The organism is Montanilutibacter psychrotolerans (genome assembly GCF_003719825.1).
In the GTDB taxonomy this organism is placed as follows: Bacteria; Pseudomonadota; Gammaproteobacteria; order Xanthomonadales; family Xanthomonadaceae; genus Montanilutibacter; species Montanilutibacter psychrotolerans.
On record NZ_RIBS01000001.1, the window covers coordinates 153,869 to 174,815 of the forward strand.

Genomic DNA, 20,947 nt, shown 5'->3' on the forward strand with positions numbered 1-20,947 from the left:
ATCGCTGCGGTCGCGATTGTCCGGGCGAACGGTGCCACCGTATCCCGCTGGCCTGCGATCCAACACGGGCAGCTGCATCGGGTCCACCGACGAGGAAGGCGGCGTCTGCGCACGCAGCATCGCCACCCTGGACGACGATCTCGGCGTCAGCCGCTATCTGTATGCGGGTGCCGCCCTGGAGCCGGTCGACGACATGCCGCAATGGCGCGTCACCGATGTGATCGCGGTGCCGTCGATGCGTCCACACGAGGCATTGCAGATCGGTACCTGCGAAGCCGATCGCAAGCCCGACGCCGCCCTGGCCGCGCTGGTAGACGCGCGTGGTGCCGGCGAAATGGTCACGCGCGTGCGGTGGGCCGTGCGCCTGCAACGCGACAGCGGCCGCTTCGTGACGGTGTCCGCGGCGACCGTCGCGTGCATCAACGAAGGCTTCGGCGAATAGTCCGATCCGTACCCGGGCGTTTGGCCCGATGCATCTGGGATAATCATCGGCTTCCCCACCCAGGCCGCCCGTCCATGACCCAGAAGACCGTCCTAAACGATACCCACCGCGCCCTCGGCGCCAAGATGGTCGACTTCGGTGGCTGGGACATGCCGATTCACTATGGCTCGCAGATCGACGAGCACCACCTGGTGCGCCAGGACGCGGGCATGTTCGACGTCTCGCACATGACGGTGGTCGACCTGCGCGGCGAGCGCGTGCGCGATTTCCTTCGCCACCTCGTCGCCAACTCGGTGGACAAGCTGCAAAAGCCCGGCAAGGCGCTCTACACCGCGATGCTGAACCCGCAAGGCGGCGTGATCGACGATCTCATCATCTATTTCCTGTCCGAGCAGTTCTTCCGCCTGGTGGTCAATGCCGCGACGCGCGAGAAGGACCTGGCGTGGATCGGCGAACAGGCACGGGCGTTCGACGTCACCGTCACCGAGCGCCCGGACTTCGGCATGGTCGCCGTGCAGGGTCCGAACGCGCGCGAGAAGGTGCTCGGCCTGTTGCGTGAAGACGATCGTGCGCGGATCGGCAAGCTCGGCAAGTTCGTCGCCGGCGATGCGCGGACTGTGGACGGCGTCGAGCTGTTCGTCGCTCGCACCGGCTACACCGGCGAGGACGGCTTCGAGATCGTCGTGCCGGAGAACCAGGCCGTCGCGTTGTGGAACGCCCTGCTGGGCGCCGGCGTGAAGCCGGCCGGCCTCGGCGCGCGCGACACGCTGCGCCTGGAAGCCGGCATGAACCTGTATGGCCAGGACATGGACGACGACGTGTCGCCGTACGAAGCGGCGCTGGCCTGGACGGTCGCCCTGGACGAAGGCCGCGACTTCATCGGCCGCGACGTGCTCGAGCAGCAGAAGGCCAACGGCGCACCGCGCCAGATGATCGGCCTGGTGATGGACGAGAAGGGTGTGCTGCGCCACGGCCAGAAGGTGGTGACGGCCAACGGCGACGGCGAGATCCTGTCGGGCACCTTCTCGCCGACGCTCGGCAAGGCGATCGCCTTCGCGCGCGTACCGGCCGGCGACGTGCCGCTCGGCAGCGCCGGCAACGTGCGGGTGGACATCCGCGGCCGCGAAATCCCCGTGCGCGTGGTCAAGTTCCCGTTCGTTCGCGACGGCCAGCCGCAGGATGGCGTGCTCGCCTGAGCCGTTGCGGTCCGTCGTGCCGGCGCAGTCTGTTCCGACTGCGCCGGCACCGCACGCGGACGTGTGCGAACGCGTCGTGACGCGGCTCCCAGCGTCGTTGGCAGCACGCCACGGTTGTTTGCGCAACGTGAGCCGCCCACGCGTCCCTTGGTTACACTAACGCCCCATTTCCCCGACCACCGCAGCACCGGAGCCCCCACAATGAGCGAGATCCCCGGCGACCTGAAGTTCCTCAAATCCCACGAGTGGGCCCGCGTCGAAGGCGATGGCAAGGTCACGATTGGCATTTCCGACCACGCCCAGGGCCTGCTTGGCGACCTGGTGTATGTCGAGCTGCCCAGCGTCGGCGACCGGATTGAAGCCGGTACCGCCTGCGCGGTCGTCGAATCGGTGAAGGCCGCTTCCGACGTGTACGCACCGGTCACCGGCACCGTCACCGCGGTCAACGCCGCGCTGAGCGACAAGCCCGAAACCATCAACGAAGACGCATACGGCGAAGGCTGGATCTTCACCCTCGACATCGAGGAGCCGGAGCAGCTCAACGAACTGCTCGGCCCGGACGACTACGCCGAGCTGCTGGAAGACGACGACCACTGAGTCGCGCAACACCGGGTGGCGACATCCGACGGGAATGGCAACGGGGAGAGCAGGGTCGGCATGCCGGGCTTGTGATGGCGGCAAGGCGCCGCACCTCCCGCGGCCATTCCCGTTTTTCGTTGGGGCGTGGACGGCGTCCCAGGCGGCGCGGTGCTGGCTTCGCTGGCCGGTGTGTATGCCGCCAGCACGTCCGGTCCGCCGGTCCGTCGCGGCGCGCGAGCCACACGTTGGCGTCTCCCGTCCGACCCGGTCGCGGATTGCCGGCACGGTCGCCATCACGTGGGCTGCGGACCTCACCACGCACGCCGCGGGCCGCAGGCCGCCCATCGACGCAAACGCCCGTGGCCAATGACGACGCAACGCGCGATGGACGCACGGCCAGGCTGCGCTGCGCCTGGCGGGCGCCACGCTGACGGCGCGCAGCGGCTTCGCCCGAACGGCTCTGCTGGCCCGACAAGCACCGCGTTGCGATGAAGGCGCTGCCGGACAGCACGACGCCGGTGTGCGTCCGAGATCGTTGGCGAACCTTCGCAGCGGTTTCGCGGCGCTTTCGAGCACGGTGATTTTCCGTCGTCGCAGGACAGCCGGGTGGTCATCGCGACGACGAAGCAGCCGGTCGGACACTCGTGTCGGATCCGCGACGCGCACCGGCGCATCGCCGGCTCGCGCGAATTCGGGTGTGCGGTTTCCCTCGGCACTCGCGCCCGACGCCCGTGATCGATCGCCGCAATGGCCCGTCGCGTGACGCTCGTGTGGACGCGCGAGGCGTGCATCACCGTCGAAAGTCGCGCGCAGATTCTGCGCAAATCGACTTGTGCGACGCGAAATCGGCGTTGTTCGGCGCAGGTATTTTCAAGCGGGGCGATAGCCGTGCAGCGCACGTCCTCAAACGTTCCCGCTCGACTTTCGCAATGTGGTGATTTTTTGACCATGTTTTTGAAAGCCTTGAAAACAAAGCGTTTCAGGGATTGTTGATGCACGCGGGATAGTCTTCATGGCCACGTGCGTGCCGGTATCGGGGGAGCAGTGTCGGTGCAGGTGGTGCGTGTCGTCGGGTTTGCGCATGCAAAAAGTCATGAAGACTTGTTGACAGTCAGAAAAAGCGTGATTAGGTTTCGCCCAGCAGACGATTCCTGCGAACGCGAGTGAGCACAACGAACGCGACAACGCGAAGCGAAAAACCGAACTCCGCCCGGACTGTCATGACGGTGGATGCCGGCCCCGCTTCCCTCGCGATATCGCAAAGCATCTGTTCCATGAAACCCGGTTCGTCCTTGGCGGATCGGGTTTTTGTTTGCACGACGTCTTCAACCTGTCCTGGACGGAAAGAAGCCAGGCGGGAAGATTCGACCCGTCGCGTTGCCGCGATGGGTCATTGGCATCCGTTCCGCGGCGCATCGCGCTTGCGGCGGTTGGCCTCCGGAGAGTTGCCGGAGGCATTGTTTCGAACTGGGCTGTACACCCCGATAGACCACTGACGAGGAGCCATCACATGGCCGTTAAGAAAGCCGCTGCTAAAAAGCCCGCCGCCAAGAAGGCAGTGAAGAAGGTCGCCAAGAAGGCAGCCGCCAAGAAGACAGTGAAGAAGGCCGCCGCCAAGAAGGCGGTGAAGAAGGTTGCCAAGAAGGCCGCCGCGAAGAAGACCGTGAAGAAGGCCGCCGCCAAGAAGACCGTCAAGAAGGCTGCTGCCAAGAAGACCGTCAAGAAGGCCGCTGCCAAGAAGACCGTGAAGAAGGCCGCTGCCAAGAAGGCGGTGAAGAAGGTCGCCAAGAAGGCGGCTGCCAAGAAGACCGTAAAGAAGGCCGCCAAGAAGTCGGCCGCCAAGAAGTCGGCTGTCAAGAAGCCTGCCGCCAAGAAGGCTGCTGCCAAGAAGCCGGCCGCGAAGAAGCCGGCGGCCAAGAAGGCCGCGCGCAAGTCCTCGAAGAAGGCCGCTCCGGCCGCGATGCCGGCCACCCCGGCGCCGATGATCTAAGGCAAGCCCGATACCGTAGTCGCTGCAATCCAGCTCTCTCCCCGCAGCCCAGGCGGGGGGAGAGCTTTTTTTTTGGCCGTGCAGATTGCGCGCGAAGACGGGAGCCGATGGACGCGCACGTCGCAAGACGGGGAGCTCCAGGCCGGCAAGCTCCAGGCCGGCAGGTTCGAAGTCGGCAACTCCTAAGACGGAAAGTCCCAGGACGGCGAGCTCCAAGAGGCTCGCACAAGGCGCCCAGCCGCCGAGCGCGCCGTCGTGCGATCGCGGCACAGGATGCCTCGGCGCACGGCAGCGCTGGGCCTGCTTCGACACGGCGAGTGGCCGAGCGTCGGGTCCAGCATCGAGTTCGTCATCGCACCATCGGGCGCGCTCTTCTAGCCAATCATCCGGCCGACACCACGCCGGCGTTCGACGCGTCCTGGGCGCCGGCGCAACGACCGCGGCGCGGTGCCAGGGCGAGTCGGCGCATGGCCGCGTGCGTGCCGCTGCTTCGACGTGCGTGACACCGTGCTTCCGGCAAACCGGCAAACCGGCAAACCGCAGCGCGCCGATGCCCCGAGGCCGGAAGGTGGGCCCGAAAACCAGACGCCCCGCCGTTTTGGGGCGGGGCGTTGCGTCAGGAGAGCTGCGCGTCCGGATCAGGCCGCGCAGATCGGGCCGTGACGATCAGAACGGTGCGGCGGTCGCCTTGCTCGAGGTGCTGCCGGGCTGGTCGACGGATTCGTCGTCGGTGTGCGACCCCGGCACCGTCGAGGTGCCGCGCAGTTGCGCGTAGAGCGTGGGGTCGTCGAAATCGACGTCGAGCCAGGGTTGGGACTGGATGCCGATCGCCCGGTCGAGGATGGTCGGCAGCAACCCCGAAGGCAGCGCGCTTTCGCTGTTCCACATCATGGCCACACCGAGATCGCGTCCCGGCAACATCGCCACCACGCCGCGATAGCCCTGTACCGCGCCGCCGTGGAAGACCAGGCGGTTGCCGGCATAGTCGTAAACGCGCCAACCCAACGCATAGCCGGCGCTGCCGACGCGCTCGCGCCGCCACGCCGAGCCACGGGTCTCGCTGGGCGTGTCGACCAGGGGCTGGTGCAGGGTGGCCAGCAACGGTGCCGGCAACACGTCGGGGCGATGACCGGTATGGGCCAGCAGCCATTGCGCCATGTCACTGGCACTGGCGTTGACGCCGGCCGCGGGCGCGACCTGGTAGTAGGTCGGCTTGGGCATCACCGACATCCAGCCCGCGCCGCGGCGCACGTGCGGGCGCGCCCATCGCGAACTGCCCTCGATGCCGTCCAGGCCGATGCTCGCGTCGTTCATGCCCAGTGGCTTGAACAGCCGCCGCTGCACTTCCTGGCTGTAGAAGTCGCCGGTGGCGGCAAACACGATGTCGCCGATCAGGCTGAAGGCGATGTTCTGGTAGCTGTAGCAGGTGCCCGGCGCGCACTGCAGCGGCGTGCTGGACAGGCGTTGGGTCAGGGTGCGGTAGTCGACGTACTTCTCGAGATCGCGGTCGTAGGTGTTGTGGGGCAATCCCACCCGGTGGCTCAGCAGGTCGGCGACGGTGACCTGTCGTGCCGCGTTGGGATCGCTGAGCTGGAAGTTCGGCATGTACTGGGTGAGCTTGCTGTCCCAGCGCAGGGTGCCGTCGTTGACCAGCAGGCCGGCCATCGTCCCGGCAAACGCCTTCGACAACGAAGCCAGCCGGAATACGGTGTGTGCGTCGACCGGTTCGGCGGCGTTGACGTCGGTGACGCCATAGCCGCGCGCGCTGAGCACACGACCGTCGTGGACGATCGCCATCGCCAGACCCGGGATGCGCTGGTTGGCGACGAGCTGTTGCGCCATCGCCTCGAACAGGCGCACGTCGAAGCCGGCGGGCAGCGGCTGCTCGGTGGCAGCACGGTACGGGGTGGCACTCAGGCTTCCCGGCACCTGGACCGGGTACGCGCCGGCAGCGGTGCGCGGTGGCACGCTGGCGTTCGTGTTCGGCGAATTCCAGCGCAAGGACGTCTGCGCCGCCGAAACGAGCGTCATGGAGAGAAGTACGGCGGTGGCACCAAGCCGCCAGATCGTCCTTGACCGCCGATTCGCGTCGTCTTTCATCAGTCTCAGCGCCTGCGTATGCTGGGTCGTATTCGATTCTAGCGCCGAAAATCAGGTCTTGGGGGAGCAATCATGGTCATGTTCTTGATCCTGTTGGCAGTTTTGGCAGTCGCGGGATTCTGGCTGGTGGGCATGTACAACGGCCTGGTCACGGCTCGTAATACCTATAAGAACGCATTCGCGCAGATCGACGTCCAACTTCAGCGCCGCTTCGACCTGATCCCGAACCTGGTCGAAACCGTGCGGGGCTACCTCAAGCACGAGCGCGAAACGCTCGAGGCGGTGATCGCCGCGCGGGCCACCGCGGTGTCGGGCCTCTCGGCTGCGCACGCCAACCCCGGCGATCCGGCCGCCATGGCTCAGCTGGGTGCTGCCCAGGGTCAGCTCAACGGCGCGCTGGGCCGGCTGCTGGCGGTGGCCGAGGCCTATCCGGACCTCAAGGCCAACGAGAACATGATCCAGCTCACCGAAGAGCTGAGCAGCACCGAAAACAAGGTGGCGTTCGCGCGGCAGGCCTACAACGACAGCGTGCTGGCCTACAACAACCGTTGCGAAGTCTTCCCGTCCAGCCTCATCGCGAACAACTTCCGGTTCTCCCAGGCCGCCCTGCTGGACATTCCGGCCGACAAGGCCGCGCAGGTGCGCGAAGCGCCCAGGGTCCAGTTCTGAGATCGGCCACCCCGCACGGCCGGTCGCGGATCGGTCCGGCGGGCCAGGACAGCGGGCGACGCCCGTTTCGGGCAAGGCGGGTCCTGGCCCGTCGGGTTGCCTCCCGCGTGCACCAGGGAGAGATGCGGCGATGAATTTCTTCGAGCACCAGGCGGCAGCCCGGCGTCAGTCGGCGCGACTGATCGTGCTGTTCGGGCTGGCGGTGCTTGGCATCGTGCTGGCGGTCGATGCCGTGGTGGCGCTGGCCGGCGGCGGTACCGGCGCAATCGCGTTGGCGAGCGTGGTCACGCTGGCGGTGATCGGTCTGGGGTCGCTGTACCGCGTTTCCAGCCTCGGCGCCGGTGGCGAACCGATCGCGCTGCAGATGGGAGGTGTTCCGGTCGCCGAGAACACCACCGACACCGACCTGCGACGGCTGCGCAACGTCGTGGAGGAGATCGCGATCGCCTCCGGCGTGCCGGTGCCGAAGATCTACGTGCTCGAGCACGAAGCGGCCATCAACGCGTTCGCCGCGGGCTACTCCACCTCCGACGCTGTGATCGCAGTGACGCGGGGCGCGCTCGAGCGACTCAACCGCGACGAGCTGCAGGGCGTGATCGCCCACGAGTTCAGCCACATCCTCAACGGCGACATGCGGCTCAACATCCGGCTGATCGGGGTGCTGTTCGGGATCCTCATGATCGGCCTGATCGGTCGGAAGATCCTCGAACACGGCCGCTTCGGCGGGCGCAATGGCAAGGGTGTCGGCGTGGTGCTGGTGGCCGCGCTGGTGGCGATGGTCATCGGCTACATCGGCCTGTTCTTCGGCCGCATGATCAAGGCCGGCGTCAGCCGCAGCCGCGAGCGGCTGGCCGATTCCTCGGCGGTGCAGTTCACCCGCCAGACCGCGGGCCTTGCCGGTGCGCTGAAGAAGATCGGCGGTTTGAACGAGGGCTCCCGCCTCAATGAACGCGGCAACGCCGAGGAAGTCAGCCACATGCTGTTCGGCGACGGCATCGGCTTTCACGGGCTGTTTGCCACCCACCCGCCGCTTTTGGAACGCATCCGTGCGCTTGAGCCGAGCTTTGGCGATGCGCAGTTGAAGACGCTGTCGCGGCAATGGCTGACCCAGCCGCCGCACGGCCTGGACGAGGATGCGCTGCTCGGTTTCGCACCCGCCTCGGCGCTGCCGTCAGCGAGCAGCGAGCACGACCTGACGCCGCCGATGGTGGTCGGCCAGGTCGCCCATCCGGGCGCGGACGACTATCGGCGTGCCGACGCGATCATCGCGCGGGTGCCCGACGCGTTGCGCACGCTCGCCACCGGTCGCGAGACCGTGCAATCGCTGTTGCTGGCGCTGGTGCTCGATCGCGATGCCGGCGTCGCCGCACGGCAATGCATCGAGATTGCCGCGCGGCTGGGCGAGGACGTGGCACAACAGGCGCGTCGCCTGCACGAGAACGACCTGGCCAACCTGCACCCGAGCTTGCGCCTGCCGCTTTCGTCGATTGCGTTCCCGGTGCTGCGCCTGCGCCCGCGCCCGCAACTGGATCGCTTCATGGATGCCATCCAGGCCGCCGTCCAGGTTGACGGCAAGGTGTCGTTGTTCGAGTACTGCCTGGGCCGGCTCTTGACGGTGCAGGTGCGCGAGTCGCTCGACCCCGGGCGCCATGCCGGCCTTGGCCGACGTAAGCTTCACCAGGCGCGCGAGGCCGTCGCGACCCTGCTGGCGGTGGTGGCCGAAGCGGGCCATGCCGATCACGGGCAGGCCCGACGTGCCTACCTGGCCGGGTTGCAACGGGCGGTGCCGGGCGATCACATCGACTATGCGCCGCCGGCCTTGGGCGTGCGCGCGCTCGACACGGTGTGGCCGCAGCTGGATGCGCTCGACCCGATGGCCAAGCAACGGGTGGTGGAAGCGGTCACCGTGGCGGTCAGCCACGACGGACGGGTGAGCGTTTCCGAAGCCGAGCTGTTGCGCACGATCTGCGGGGTGCTGCATTGTCCGCTGCCGCCGGTCCTGGCGGCTCCACCTTCACGCGAGTAGTCCAAGAATGAAGAACGGATTGCTGCGCCTGTGCGCGGCCGCACTCATGCTGATGTCGTGCATGAGTTCCTGCGTCGCCAATGAGCGGGACCGTGCTGTCCCCGCAGCAAAAGTTCGCACCAGCGAAATTCCCCCGGCCGGATTCGCGGGCGATGTGCTCACGCCCGAGCAGCAGGCCAAGTTGGTCGACGCAGCGCGAAACATCGAGGCGGATGAATCCCTGGAGTTGGCCGAATACGACCTGCTGCAGCTGCAGTCCGTTCACCCCCGCCATCCCGAGGTGCTTTACCAACTGGCACGTACCGAACAAAAGCTCGGCACATTTCCGTCGGGGGGCACGGATGAAGACCGCATCGCGCGGGCCGAAACATTGCTCGATCAGGTTCTGCTGGTGGACGAGGACCACGCTCGCGCCCGGATTCTGTACGGATACCTGAAGTACCTGCGCAAGGACTACGGTGCGAGCCTGTCGATGCTGCAGCACGCCCAGCAACTGGGGTCGGAGGATCCGCAGCTGTACTTGAATCTCGGGCAGGTGCATGTCGACATGGCGCACGCCAAGCCGGAATTCACCGGCATTCGGCCCGAGGCCGCCCCGGCCAGGCGTGCGAGCCTGCAGCCGGCCATCGAGGCGTTCGAAAAGGGCATTCGTGGCCCGGTGGATACGCGGGTGGAATCGAGGATTGCGTTCCATCTAGGCAACCTCCACTCGACGCTTGAGGACTTCGATCGAGCCGAGCAGTACTTCACGTGGGCCATCGGCGCGAGCGAAGGTTGGGACCAGTCCGTGATGCTGCATCTACGCGCCAGGCTCCGGCTGTATACCCGACGCGATGTCGATGCCGCGCTGCGTGACGCCGAACGCGCGCGCGAGGTCGCCGACTTCGGTTTGCTGCGAAAATTCCATGCAATCGCACTGCTGGTGAAGGCCGGCACGCTGTGCGATCCGCGCTGCACGGCCAAGGCGACCCCCTACCTCGATGCGCTGAGGGCGACAGGGGTGGATCTGAGCGATCACGTGCGCGTGCTCGGCAGCCATCCGGCAACCTTTCCGGCACTGTTCGCGGCGAAGGAGGCGGGTCTGGTCCAGCGTACATCCGATCCCGCAATGAGCTCTGCGTTGGCCTGGGCGGTCATGACACAGGAGCCCGCGGTTATCGGGCGGCTCCTGGACATGGGCGTGAACCCCGACCTCTCCGACTCGAACATGGGCAATGCGCTGCACCAGGCGATCTTCACGCGCAATATTCCGATGGCAATGCTGCTGCTCGACTGCGGGGCGGACCCGACGGTGCCCTATCGCGATGGACGTTCGCCGCTCGCCATCGTCGAGGCGTCCGATGCCCCGGAGATGGCACCCCTGTTGGCGCGTTTGCGCGCGGATCCCCGGATCGCACGCAACCGGATCACCTTGAAGGTGAACCACTATTACCGCCCGCTGTCCGGCATGAACATCGTGCTCGGCAAGGAGCCGCCGCCCGGCTCGCGGTTGACCTACGACGGAACCGAGTGCCCCATGGGCGACGCGACCCATGTGTGCCTGGCGTTCCACGTCAACGTCCGCACGCCGACCGGGGGCCTTGAGCTGTGGCCCATTTTCGTCAAGGTTCCCAACGAGCGCCTCGTGGAGTTTTCGGCATCGCTGGAATTTCCCGTAGATGAGTGACCGGGACTAGATTCGAAGCACCGAGATCAGAGCCGCCCGGCGATCAGGTCCGCTGCGCGCTCGGCGATCATCATCGTCGGCGCGTTGGTGTTTCCGCCGATCAGGCTTGGCATCACCGACGCGTCGATGACGCGTAGTCCCTCGACACCACGCACGCGCAGTTGCGGGTCCACCACGGAGGCTTCGTCGTTGCCCATCCGACAGGTGCCGACCGGGTGGTACACGGACTCGGCCTTGGCGCGGATGAACTCGACCAGCCCGTCGTCGTCCAGGTCGCTGCGCGCGGGGTAGATCGGCGCGCCGCGGTAGGCGTCGAAGGCCTTCTGTGCAAACAGCTCGCGCGACAGCTTCGCGCACTCCACCATCATGCGCAGGTCGAAACCTTCGGCGTCGGAGAGGTAGTTCGCCTCGATGCGGGCCTTGTCGCCGGCGTTTCCGCTGACCAGCGACACACGACCGCGGCTGCGCGGGCGCAGGAAGCAGGCGTGCAGGGTGTAGCCGTCGCCCTCGAGCCGGTTGCGGCCGTGGTCATCGAGCATCGCCGGCACGAAATGCAGCTGGATGTCGGCGCGCTCGTCGGGTGCCAGGCGCGAGCGAACAAACGCACCGGCCTCGGCGATGTTGCTGCTGCCGCGACCGACATGGCCGCGCAGGAAGTAGTCGAACGCCGTCTTGAGCTCGCTCGCGCGGTCGTAGCTAACGGGCTGCGTGGCGTGCTGCAGCGTGCAGATGTCGAGGTGGTCCTGCAGGTTCGCGCCGACCTGCGCGGCATCGTGGACGATGTCGATGCCGTGTCGGCGGAGTTGCTCCGCGGGGCCAACGCCCGACAACATCAGCAGCTGCGGTGAGTTGATCGCGCCGCCGCAGAGCAGCACCTCGCGCGCGGCCTGCTCGTGGAATGCCTTGCCGCCGACCGCATGGATCACGCCATTGGCGCGTGGTGCACCGGACGTGGGCGCAGCGAAGGTGATCCGGTTGACCTGCGCCCCGGTGATGACGCGCAGGTTGGCGCGCTCGCGCACCGGGTGCAGGTAGGCGACGGCGCTGGAGCAGCGTGCCCCGTTCTTCTGGGTGACCTGGTAGAGGCCGAAGCCTTGCTGCGTCGGGCCGTTGAAGTCGCGGTTGGCCTCGAACCCCGCCTGCGTGCCGGCCTCGATGAAGGCGTGCGACAGGGGGTTGCTGTAACGCAGGTCGGACACGCTGAGCGGGCCTTGGCCGCCGTGCAACTTGTCGCCGCCGCGGCCGTTATGTTCGCTGCGTTTGAAGTAGGGCAGCACCGCCGACCAACCCCAACCTTCGGCACCCTGTGCGACCCAGTCGTCGTAGTCGCCGACCACGCCGCGGATGTAGCACATCGCATTGATCGAGCTGGAGCCGCCGAGCACCTTGCCGCGCGGCCACCACAGCGTGCGATGGTTGAGCTGCGGCTCGGGCGCGGTGTCGTAGTCCCAGTTGATCCCCTTCTTGCCCACCAGCTTGGCCAGTCCGGCGGGCATGTGGATGAGCGGGTGCCAGTCGCGCGGCCCGGCCTCCAGCAGCAGCACCTTGCAGTCGGGGTCTTCGGACAGCCGGTTCGCGAGCACGCAACCGGCCGAACCGGCGCCAATGATGATGTAGTCGTACAACGGGTGGTCCTGCTGCGGCAGCGAGGTGTCGACGCTAGGTCGCGGGACTAGAGCATATGCTCTCGATCCACCCTGATGCCGATCGCGCTGGCGTCAACCGCGTCGCATCGGCTACCGTGCCGCCACTTCTCCTGGAGCACGCCATTGGCCTCCGGCACCGTGGCAATTCCGCTCGACGAACGCCGCATCCGCGACGGGGAATGGCGCGCCGTGGCGCTGTCGTTCTTGTACTTCTTCTGCGTTCTTGCGGCGTACTACGTGGTGCGCCCCGTCCGCGACCAACTCAGCGCCGCGGTCGGGTCCACCCAGTTGCCGTGGTTCTATGCGGCCCTGTTCGTTGTCATGCTCGCGCTGACGCCGGTTTTCTCGGGGTTGGTGGCGCGCTTCCCGCGTCGGGTGGTGGTGCCGGTGGTGTACGGCTTCTTCATCGCCTGCCTGCTCGGCTTCGTGCCGCTGTTCACCCACCCGGTGTTGAGTCCGAAGGCGCTGGGTACGGTGTTCTTCGTGTGGATCAGCGTCTTCAATCTCTTCGTGGTGTCGGTGTTCTGGAGCTTCATGACCGACATCTGGGACCAGGCGCAGGCGCGCCGGCTGTTTCCGATCATCGCCCTGGGCGGCACCGCCGGCGCGGTGGCCGGGCCGACGTTGACGCGCTCACTGGTCGAGGTGATCGGCGTGGCGCCGTTGCTGATGGTGTCGGCGACGCTTCTGTTGGTCTCGCTGGCCTGCGTGGCTTGGCTGGGGCGCTGGGCGCGGGTGTACGGTTCGCGCCGCCATGAGGCCGGGCAGGAGACGGCGCTCGGTGGCGGAACGTGGGATGGCATCCGCCAGGTGTTCTCCGATCCGTTCATGCGCCTGATGGCGGCCATGATGCTGCTGGGCGACTGCATCGGCGGCATCAACTACGCGTTGATCATTGACTATTCCGGCAGCACGTTCCCCGACGCGATCTCGCGCACGCGCTTCGCTGCCGATCTCGACCTGGCCACCAATCTGCTGCAGGTCGCCGTGCAGCTGACCTTGACGCGCTGGCTGCTGGTGCGGCACGGCGCGGGGTGGGTGATCGTGACGTGGGCGGCGGTCAGCGCCGCGATGCTGCTGATCGTGGCCACGGTGGACGATCCGCATGCGCCGCTCATCGGTGCGATGCCGTCGGTGGCCATCGCGTTGATCGTCAGTCGCGGCCTGGCGTATGGCATGCAGGGTCCGGCCCGCGAGAGTCTCTACACGGCGGTGCCGCGCAGCCTGCGTTACAAGGGCAAGAACGCGGTCGATACGGCGGTGTGGCGCTTCGGCGATCTGGCCACGGCCGTGTCGATGAACGCCCTGCGCGCAGTTGGCGTGGGCGTGGCCGGGTTGGCGGCGCTCAGCGCATTGGCCGCGGTGTTCTCGGGCACCGCGGGCTGGCGGCTTTGGCGACAGGTTTCTCCGAAGCCTTCGGCCGATGCCGCACCGGTGACAGAGAAATGAGCGGCGGCGTCGACGGCGGCGGAGCCGGTCTGCAATCGATCGCGGTGACGGCCTCCCGGCCGCGGCTCCGCCGATGGACTTCGTGGCTGTTCCGCGCGACCGTCCTGGCGGGCCTGGCCTGCGCCGCCTGGGGCTTCGTGATCGAACCGGGTCGGCTGGTCGAACGCGACCACGAACTCGCGTTGCCCCAGTGGCACCCGTCCTGCGACGGCCTGCGCGTCGACGTGATCAGCGACACCCACACCGGCTCGCCACACAACGGCCTGGACAACCTCGACCGCGTCGTGTCGCGGTTGATCGCCAGCGATGCGCCGATGGTGCTGATGGCCGGCGACTATGTGATCCACGAGGTCTTCCTCGGCACGTACGTCGATGCCGACACGATCGCCCGCCACCTGCGGCCGCTCACCGCGCGAAAGCCGGTGGTCGCGGTGCTGGGCAATCACGATTGGTGGAAGGACGGCGATCGGGTCCGGCGTGCGCTCGAGTCGGCCGGCGTGGTGGTGCTGGAGGACCAGGCACGCGCCTGGCAGTTCGGTGGATGCCGGTTCTGGATTGCCGGAATCGGCGACTACTGGGAAGCGCCGCACGACATCGGCAAGGCGTTTGCCGGAATCGACGACGGCGCACCGGTGCTGGCGCTGACCCACAATCCCGAGTTGTTCCCGGACGTGCCCGCCCGCGCGTCGTTGCTGGTGGCCGGACACACGCACGGTGGACAGGTGGCGTTGCCGTTGCTGGGTCGGCTGGTGGTACCGGCCAGAAGCGAGTTTGCGATCGGCCACGTCGTCAGGAATGACCGCCACCTGTTCGTGACGCCAGGCATCGGCACCAGCATTCTGCCGGTGCGTTTCGGTGTGCCGCCCGAGATATCGCGCCTGCGGCTTCGTTCGGCGCGTTGAGCCTGTCCGCGTGACCTGCGCCGGGCGACGGTTGTCGCCGTCGATGGTCGCGTGCACGATGCGGTCACCTCCGCTGGGGATTCCGTCATGCCGATGCTTGCCACCGTGCTGGTCTTGCTGGTTGCGGCGTTGCACCTGGGTTTCCTGGTGCTCGAGATGTTCCTGTGGACTCGGCCGTTGGGCCGGAGAATTTTTCGGCTGACGGCCGAGCGCGCCGAAATGTCGAAGGTACTCGCCGCCAACCAGGGCCTCTACAACGGCTTCCTGGCGGCCGGGCTGGCGTGGGCGGGGATCGACGCCAGGCAAGACGTCGCGCTGTTCTTCCTGGGGTGCGTGGTGGTTGCCGGGATCTACGGCGCGGCCACGACCAATTGGCGGATCTTCGTCGCGCAGGCACTGCCGGCGTTGGCCGCGATCGCGGCGATCTGCCTGGTGCGGTGAGCCCGGCCGTCGACGCCGTGCCGACGGCCCGGGTGCCGGGCGAGCGTGGTGCCAGGCGGTACAGCGCGCGTCAGTGCTTGCTGCGTGGCGATACCCACATCGCGATGCGCGCACGAAACACCGCCTCGCCACTGCGGTCGTTGACCACCACGGTGACCGGCAGGTCGTAGCCGGTGGCCGCCTCGACGACCGCGATGTCCGGCGTGGCCACACCGCACAGCGGACCGGTGGCCTTCTTGAGGTATTCCACGCTCATGCCCTTGGGGATCCAGCGCATCGAGGCGGGGATCGTCGCGTCGGTCATCACCCCGGCGGCGAGTTCGGCCAGGTTGCACAACGCGATCGCGTGCACGGTGCCGATGTGGTTGTGGACACGCCGGCGGTCGCGGATCGCGACCTCGCAGCGACCCGGTTCAAGACTGAGAAAACGTGGCGCGATGGTGGCGAAGTAGGGCGCCTTGAAGCACACCGCGCGCGCAAACAGCCAGCGGCCGCAGGGCCAGCGGGTCAGCCGACGGTAAAGGGACAGGACGGACGTGGACATTCGTGCTCCTGGTGGCGGGCGGTCCCGGGCCCGGGCCGCGCGAAGGTGGTCGATGCGTGTGCGTTTCGGTGTTCAGAAATGGCGACGGCGGGACTGGCCCGCCGTCGCTGGTCCTACTCGCGCCGGCGTCAGGCCGCCGCGCGATTCTCGCGTGGCAGGTGCCGGTAGCCCGCCGAACGCAGTTCTTCGGTGTCGAAGTCGTCGACGGCGATCGTGTCGATCGTCATCTCGCGCAGCTCCTCGAGCTGGCGGCGTTCCTCGGCGGTGATCCAGCCTTCGCGGACGCCTTCGTCGAGCTGCTTGTCGAAGTCCAGCGCCTCGATGTCGCTGTTCTTGAGCGCCTTGAGGAACTTGCGCTCCACCGGCTCGGCCAGGATCACCTTCTGCAGGTAGCTGTTGATGCGGCCTGCCGGGTTGTTTTCGCACGGCGTGGTGAAGATGCCCACAGCCAGGCGGTCACGCGCTTCGTTGGGCGACATCAGCAGGGCGGCAGTCTTGTGGCCGAGACGGTCGCTGGGCGCCTGTGCGCGGCGGCCCCACGGGAACACCAGCATCCACATCAGCCAGCCGATCGGACGGATCGGGAAGTTGCGCAGCGCCGCCGAGAACGCGATCTCGATCTTGTGCACGCTGTTGTGGAACGACCATGCCAGCAACGGCTGGTCGGTCTGCGGACGGCCCTGGTCCTCGTAACGCTTGAGCATCGCACTGGCGATGTACAGGTGGCTGAGCACGTCACCCAGGCGTCCCGACAGGGACTCCTTGAACTTGAGCTTGCCGCCGAGCAGCAGCATCGACGTGTCGGCCATGAGTGCCAGCGCTGCCGAGTAGCGGTTGAGCTTGCGGTAGTAGCGGCGCGTGTAGGTGTCGCCCGGGACGGCACCGATGCGCGACGAGGTCAACCCGTACCACAACGAGCGCACCGCGTTGGAAATCGCGAAGCCGATGTGACCGAACAGGTTCTTGTCGAACTCGCGCAGGCGCTCACCTTCGTCGGCCAGGCCGGCGGCCTTCATTTCCTTGAGTACCCACGGATGGCACAGGATCGCGCCCTGACCGAAGATCATCAGCGAGCGCGTCATGATGTTGGCGCCCTCGACCGTGATCGCGATCGGCGATGCCTGCCAGCCGCGGCCAAGATAGTTCCTCGGTCCCAGGATGATGCCCTTGCCGCCGTGGATGTCCATCGCATCCATCGCCGCCTGGCGGCCCATCTCGGTGCAGTGGTACTTGGCGATCGTCGATGGCACGGCGGGCAGCTCGCCGCGCGCGACTGCCGACGCCGATGCCTCGGCCAGCGCGCTGGCGGCATAGGCGTTGCCGGCGATGCGTGCCAGTGCTTCCTCGACACCCTCGAAGCGGCCAACCGACAGGCCGAACTGCTTGCGGATGCGCGCATACGCGCCGGTCACCACGGCCGCCATCTTCGATCCGCCGCTGGCGGTGGAGGGCAGGGTGATCGAGCGGCCGATCGAGAGGCATTCGACCAGCATCTGCCAGCCCTTGCCGGCGCAGGCTTCGCCACCGATCAGCTGGCTCAGCGGGATGAACACGTCGCGGCCCTGGATCGGGCCGTTCTGGAACGTGGAATTGAGCGGGAAGTGGCGGCGACCGATGTCGACACCCGCGGTGTCGCGTGGCAGCAGCGCCAGGGTGATGCCGATGTCGCGCTTGTCGCCGAGCAGGCCGTCCGGGTCGTACATGCGGAACGCCAGGCCGATCAGCGTGGCGACCGGCGCCAGCGTGATGTAGCGCTTGTCGAAGGTCAGTTTGACGCCGACGACCTTCGCACCGTTCCAGTCACCGGTGCAGACGATGCCGTAGTCGGGGATCGAGGTGGCATCCGAGCCGGCCCACGGACCGGTCAGGCCGAAGCACGGGACTTCACGGCCGTCGGCAAGGCGCGGCAGGTAGTAGTCCTTTTGTTCGGTCGTGCCGTAGTGCATCAGCAGTTCGGCCGGGCCCAGCGAGTTGGGCACGCCGACGGTGGAGCTGACCACGCTCGACACCGAGGCCAGCTTCTGGATGACCTTGTGGTTGGCCAGCGCGGTGAAGCCCAGGCCGCCGTATTCCTTCGGCACGATCATGCCGAAGAAGCGATTCTTCTTGATGAAGTCCCACAGCTCGGGCTGCAGGTCGGCGTGGACGTGGGTGATCTCCCAGTCGTTGGTCATCCGGCACAGCTCCTCGACCGGGCCGTCGAGGAAGGCCTGTTCCTCGGCGGTCAGCGTGGGCTTGGGCTGGCTCAGCAGCACGTTCCAGTCGGGCTTGCCGGAAAACAGCTCGCCCTCGAAACCGACCGTGCCGGCCTCGAGCGCGACCCGCTCGGTTTCCGACAGCGGCGGCAGGATCTTCGTGTAGAACTTCAGCAGCGGAGCAGTGATGAACGGCAGACGGAACTGCGGCAGCAGCAGCGGCACCGACACCAGCACCACCACCGCCGTGGCGATGAGGGTCGCCGTCGGATTGGCACCGAACAGCCAGCAACCCAGCAGCGCGGTGATGGTCAGCGCCGCCCACACTGGCAGGCGCAGGCGGTGATAGGCGGCGATCGCACCGATCAGCAGGAATGCGATGAAGGGAACCGCGATGGCGATCAGGGAACTCATGTTGGTGCTCCAGCGGGCGACGCGGGCCCGCAACGGCTGACGGATTGAGACAGTTTGCTGGTGGGCGCGTGATGTCGTTGCACTGCCGATGTTCTCCAGCGAGGACACGGACGGTATTCAAACAAGAGCATCAAACACTCAACATACGCACGAGTATGGTTTTGTGGGACGGGTCCTGTCAACCGGGCAGCAGCCAGGCTGCGTACTGTTCCCGGCGGGGGCGTATGGTTAGAATTGTCGCCCTATGACCGACTCCGCACAGATCAAGCAAGACACGCCCCGCCACGAGCGCAGCGGTCGGCTCAGTGCCGATGACTGGGCCCAGGCGGCACTCGACCTGATCGCAGAACAAGGCGTCGCTGCCGTGGCGGTGGAGCCACTCGCGCGCCGACTCGGCGTGACCAAGGGCAGCTTCTACTGGCACTTTCCATCGCGCGATGCGCTGCTGGTCGCCGCGCTCGAGCGCTGGGAGAAAGTCGAGCAGGAGATGGTGTTCGGGAAGCTCGAGGCCATCCCCGACGCCAGTCAGCGCCTGCGCTCGCTGTTCGACATGGTCGCCCACGAGTTCAAGTCGCACATCATCTATTCCGAGCTGCTCAAGGCGCTCGACCACCCGGCCGTCCAGCCGGTGATCGGTCGCGTCTCCGAGCGGCGCATGGACTACCTCACCGCTTCCTTCCGCCAGGCCGGCCTCAACCGCAACGACGCCCAGCACCGCGCGCGCCTTGCCTATGCCGCCTACGTCGGATTCCTGCAGCTCAACCTCCAGCTGCACCAGACGCGCCTGCAACACGATGAGTTCGAGGCCTACGTCGAACACGTCATGGCGACGCTGATTCCTGTTTCCTGATTGCACCTCCTGGTCGCACCTTTCCGTTTCGCTTGGAGCACATTGCCGTGAATGCACTTTCGCAAGACGTTTCCGCTTCTGCCGCCGGCAGTCGCCTGCCCGCCCTGAACGACTGGGTTGCCCAGGTCGCTGCACTGACCCGGCCCGATTCGATCCGGTGGTGCGACGGCAGCGATGCCGAGAGCGAAGCGTTGGTTGCGAAGATGCAGGCAGACGGCACGCTGCTGCCCCTGAACGCCGATACCCATCCCAACAGCTGGCTGCACCGCTCGCACCCCGATGACGTCGCGCGCGTGGAGCACCTGACCTTCGTGTGCACGTCCGAGCAGGACGACGCGGGTCCGAACAACCACTGGATGGCGCCGGCCGATGGCCACGCGCAGATGGACGCACTGTTCGACGGTTGCATGCAGGGCCGCACGATGTACGTCGTGCCGTACTGCATGGGCCCGATCGACTCGCCGCTGGCGCGTTGCGGCGTGGAAATCACCGACAGCCCGTACGTGGTGGCCAACATGGGCATCATGACCCGCATGGGCGCGCAGGCGTTGGCGCGCATCGAACGTGAAGGCACGTTCGTGAAGGGCTTGCACTCGATCGGCGAACTCGATCCGAACCGCCGCTACATCATGCATTTCCCCGAAGAACTGACGATCAAGTCGTTCGGTTCGGGCTACGGCGGCAATGCGCTGCTGGGCAAGAAATGCCATGCGCTGCGCATTGCATCGCACCAGGCCAAGAGCGAAGGCTGGCTGGCCGAACACATGCTGATCCTCGGCATCGAGAATCCGCAGGGCGAGACGCACTACGTCGCCGCGGCGTTCCCGTCGGCGTGCGGCAAGACCAACCTGGCGATGCTGATTCCGCCGGAAGGCTATCGCAGCGCCGGCTGGAAGGTCTGGACGATTGGCGACGACATCTGCTGGATGCGCCCGGGCGCCGACGGCCGCCTGTACGCGATCAACCCGGAGGCCGGCTTCTTCGGCGTGGCTCCCGGCACGTCGGCCAAGTCCAACCCGAATGCACTGAAGTCGATCCAGCGCAACACCATCTTCACCAACGTCGGCGTCACGGCCGACAACCAGCCGTGGTGGGAAGGCCTGGACAACGGCCAGGTGCCGGTGACCGACTGGCGTGGCGAGGCGTACGACGCCGCCAAGCGTCCGGCCGCACACCCGAACTCGCGCTTCACCGTGTCGGCCAAGCAGTGTCCCAGTTATTCCGAGAAGGCCGAAGATGCACAGGGCGTGCCGATCAGCGCGATCGTGTTCGGCGGTCGCCGCGCTTCGCTGGTGCCGCTGGTGTTTGAAGCGCGCGACTGGACCCACGGCGTGCTGGTAGGCGCGGCGATGGGCTCGGAGACGACCGCAGCCGCCACCGGCGCTGTCGGCGTGATGCGCCGCGATCCGATGGCGATGAAGCCGTTCTGCGGCTACAACTTCGCCGACTACTTCAGCCACTGGCTGTCGTTCGACAACGGCGCCGCGCAGCTGCCCAAGGTCTTCCACGTCAACTGGTTCCGCAAGAGCGACGAAGGCAAGTTCCTGTGGCCGGGTTTCGGCGACAACCTGCGCGTGCTCGAGTGGATGATCGGTCGCGTGAAGGGCGAGGCCGGTGCGGTCGAGACCCCGATCGGCCACCTGCCGGCGGTCACCGACCTCAACCTCGACGGCGTCGAGCTCAGCGACGAAGGCAAGGACAAGCTGTTCGGCTTCGACCAGGGCGCCTGGCAGGCAGAGTTCGCCAGCATCGGTGAGTACCTGGACGAATACGGCCCGCGCATGCCGCAGGCGCTCAAGGACGAACAACAGCGCATCGCGCGGTTGCTCGCGGGCTGA

The 20,947-nt window shown here is 66.9% G+C and carries 16 protein-coding genes; 12 read left to right on the forward strand and 4 right to left on the reverse strand.

What is annotated here, in order from left to right; translation table 11 throughout:
- Positions 1-31: 31 nt before the first annotated feature.
- The 4 genes from EER27_RS00610 to EER27_RS00625 all read left to right on the forward strand — a co-directional run bounded on the left by EER27_RS00610 (position 32) and on the right by EER27_RS00625 (position 4,207).
- Positions 32-442, forward strand: coding sequence for a hypothetical protein (locus tag EER27_RS00610; RefSeq protein WP_148040882.1), 411 nt, complete (start codon positions 32-34; stop codon positions 440-442).
- Positions 443-516: 74 nt separating this feature from the next.
- Positions 517-1,638: a glycine cleavage system aminomethyltransferase GcvT gene (gene gcvT / locus EER27_RS00615; RefSeq protein WP_123086096.1), complete on the forward strand. Its 1,122-nt coding sequence runs from the start codon at positions 517-519 to the stop codon at positions 1,636-1,638.
- Positions 1,639-1,839: 201 nt separating this feature from the next.
- Positions 1,840-2,235, forward strand: coding sequence for a glycine cleavage system protein GcvH (gene gcvH, locus EER27_RS00620; RefSeq protein ID WP_123086097.1), 396 nt, complete (start codon positions 1,840-1,842; stop codon positions 2,233-2,235).
- Between the two features lie 1,492 nt (positions 2,236-3,727).
- Positions 3,728-4,207, forward strand: a complete 480-nt coding sequence (locus tag EER27_RS00625) for a histidine biosynthesis protein HisIE (protein ID WP_123086098.1) — start codon at positions 3,728-3,730, stop codon at positions 4,205-4,207.
- 666 nt (positions 4,208-4,873) lie between these two features.
- Here the strand turns inward: EER27_RS00625 and EER27_RS00630 are convergent.
- Entirely contained in the window at positions 4,874-6,307 is a 1,434-nt protein-coding gene (locus EER27_RS00630) for a serine hydrolase domain-containing protein (RefSeq protein WP_223807102.1), read from the reverse strand.
- 72 nt (positions 6,308-6,379) lie between these two features.
- On the opposite strand from EER27_RS00630, the gene EER27_RS00635 reads away from it, so the two are divergent.
- From EER27_RS00635 to EER27_RS00645, 3 genes are all read left to right on the forward strand, one after another.
- Positions 6,380-6,976 carry a LemA family protein gene (locus tag EER27_RS00635; RefSeq protein WP_123086100.1) on the forward strand — a complete coding sequence of 199 codons (597 nt, stop codon included), beginning with the start codon at positions 6,380-6,382 and terminating at the stop codon, positions 6,974-6,976.
- A gap of 130 nt (positions 6,977-7,106) precedes the next feature.
- Positions 7,107-9,002, forward strand: coding sequence for a M48 family metallopeptidase (locus EER27_RS00640; protein WP_123086101.1), 1,896 nt, complete (start codon positions 7,107-7,109; stop codon positions 9,000-9,002).
- A gap of 7 nt (positions 9,003-9,009) precedes the next feature.
- Positions 9,010-10,668 (forward strand): hypothetical protein, encoded by a 1,659-nt coding sequence (locus EER27_RS00645; RefSeq protein ID WP_123086102.1) that lies wholly within the window; start codon positions 9,010-9,012, stop codon positions 10,666-10,668.
- Positions 10,669-10,694: 26 nt separating this feature from the next.
- On the opposite strand, the gene EER27_RS00650 is transcribed toward EER27_RS00645, so the two are convergent.
- A complete protein-coding gene (locus EER27_RS00650; RefSeq protein WP_123086103.1) occupies positions 10,695-12,293 on the reverse strand; it encodes a GMC family oxidoreductase in 1,599 nt (532 codons plus the stop codon).
- A gap of 144 nt (positions 12,294-12,437) precedes the next feature.
- Between EER27_RS00650 and EER27_RS00655 the strand changes: the two genes are divergently transcribed.
- The 3 genes from EER27_RS00655 (at position 12,438) to EER27_RS00665 (ending at position 15,106) form a co-directional block, all read left to right on the forward strand.
- The gene (locus EER27_RS00655) at positions 12,438-13,763 is read left to right on the forward strand and encodes an NTP/NDP exchange transporter (RefSeq protein WP_223807103.1); all 1,326 of its coding nucleotides are present in this window, start codon (positions 12,438-12,440) and stop codon (positions 13,761-13,763) included.
- Positions 13,760-14,665 carry a metallophosphoesterase gene (locus EER27_RS00660; protein WP_123086104.1) on the forward strand — a complete coding sequence of 302 codons (906 nt, stop codon included), beginning with the start codon at positions 13,760-13,762 and terminating at the stop codon, positions 14,663-14,665. Before EER27_RS00655 ends, EER27_RS00660 begins: the two co-directional genes overlap by 4 nt.
- A gap of 87 nt (positions 14,666-14,752) precedes the next feature.
- Entirely contained in the window at positions 14,753-15,106 is a 354-nt protein-coding gene (locus EER27_RS00665) for a DUF1304 domain-containing protein (protein ID WP_123086105.1), read from the forward strand.
- Between the two features lie 70 nt (positions 15,107-15,176).
- Here the strand turns inward: EER27_RS00665 and EER27_RS00670 are convergent, their stop codons facing one another.
- Together EER27_RS00670 and EER27_RS00675 are read right to left on the reverse strand one after the other, a co-directional pair.
- Entirely contained in the window at positions 15,177-15,650 is a 474-nt protein-coding gene (locus tag EER27_RS00670; RefSeq protein WP_123086106.1) for a hotdog fold domain-containing protein, read from the reverse strand.
- Positions 15,651-15,778: 128 nt separating this feature from the next.
- Positions 15,779-18,247 (reverse strand): acyl-CoA dehydrogenase, encoded by a 2,469-nt coding sequence (locus EER27_RS00675; protein ID WP_123086636.1) that lies wholly within the window; start codon positions 18,245-18,247, stop codon positions 15,779-15,781.
- Positions 18,248-18,503: 256 nt separating this feature from the next.
- Between EER27_RS00675 and EER27_RS00680 the strand changes: the two genes are divergently transcribed.
- The gene (locus tag EER27_RS00680; RefSeq protein WP_123086107.1) at positions 18,504-19,109 is read left to right on the forward strand and encodes a TetR/AcrR family transcriptional regulator; all 606 of its coding nucleotides are present in this window, start codon (positions 18,504-18,506) and stop codon (positions 19,107-19,109) included.
- Positions 19,110-19,156: 47 nt separating this feature from the next.
- Positions 19,157-20,947 (forward strand): phosphoenolpyruvate carboxykinase (GTP), encoded by a 1,791-nt coding sequence (locus EER27_RS00685; protein WP_123086637.1) that lies wholly within the window; start codon positions 19,157-19,159, stop codon positions 20,945-20,947.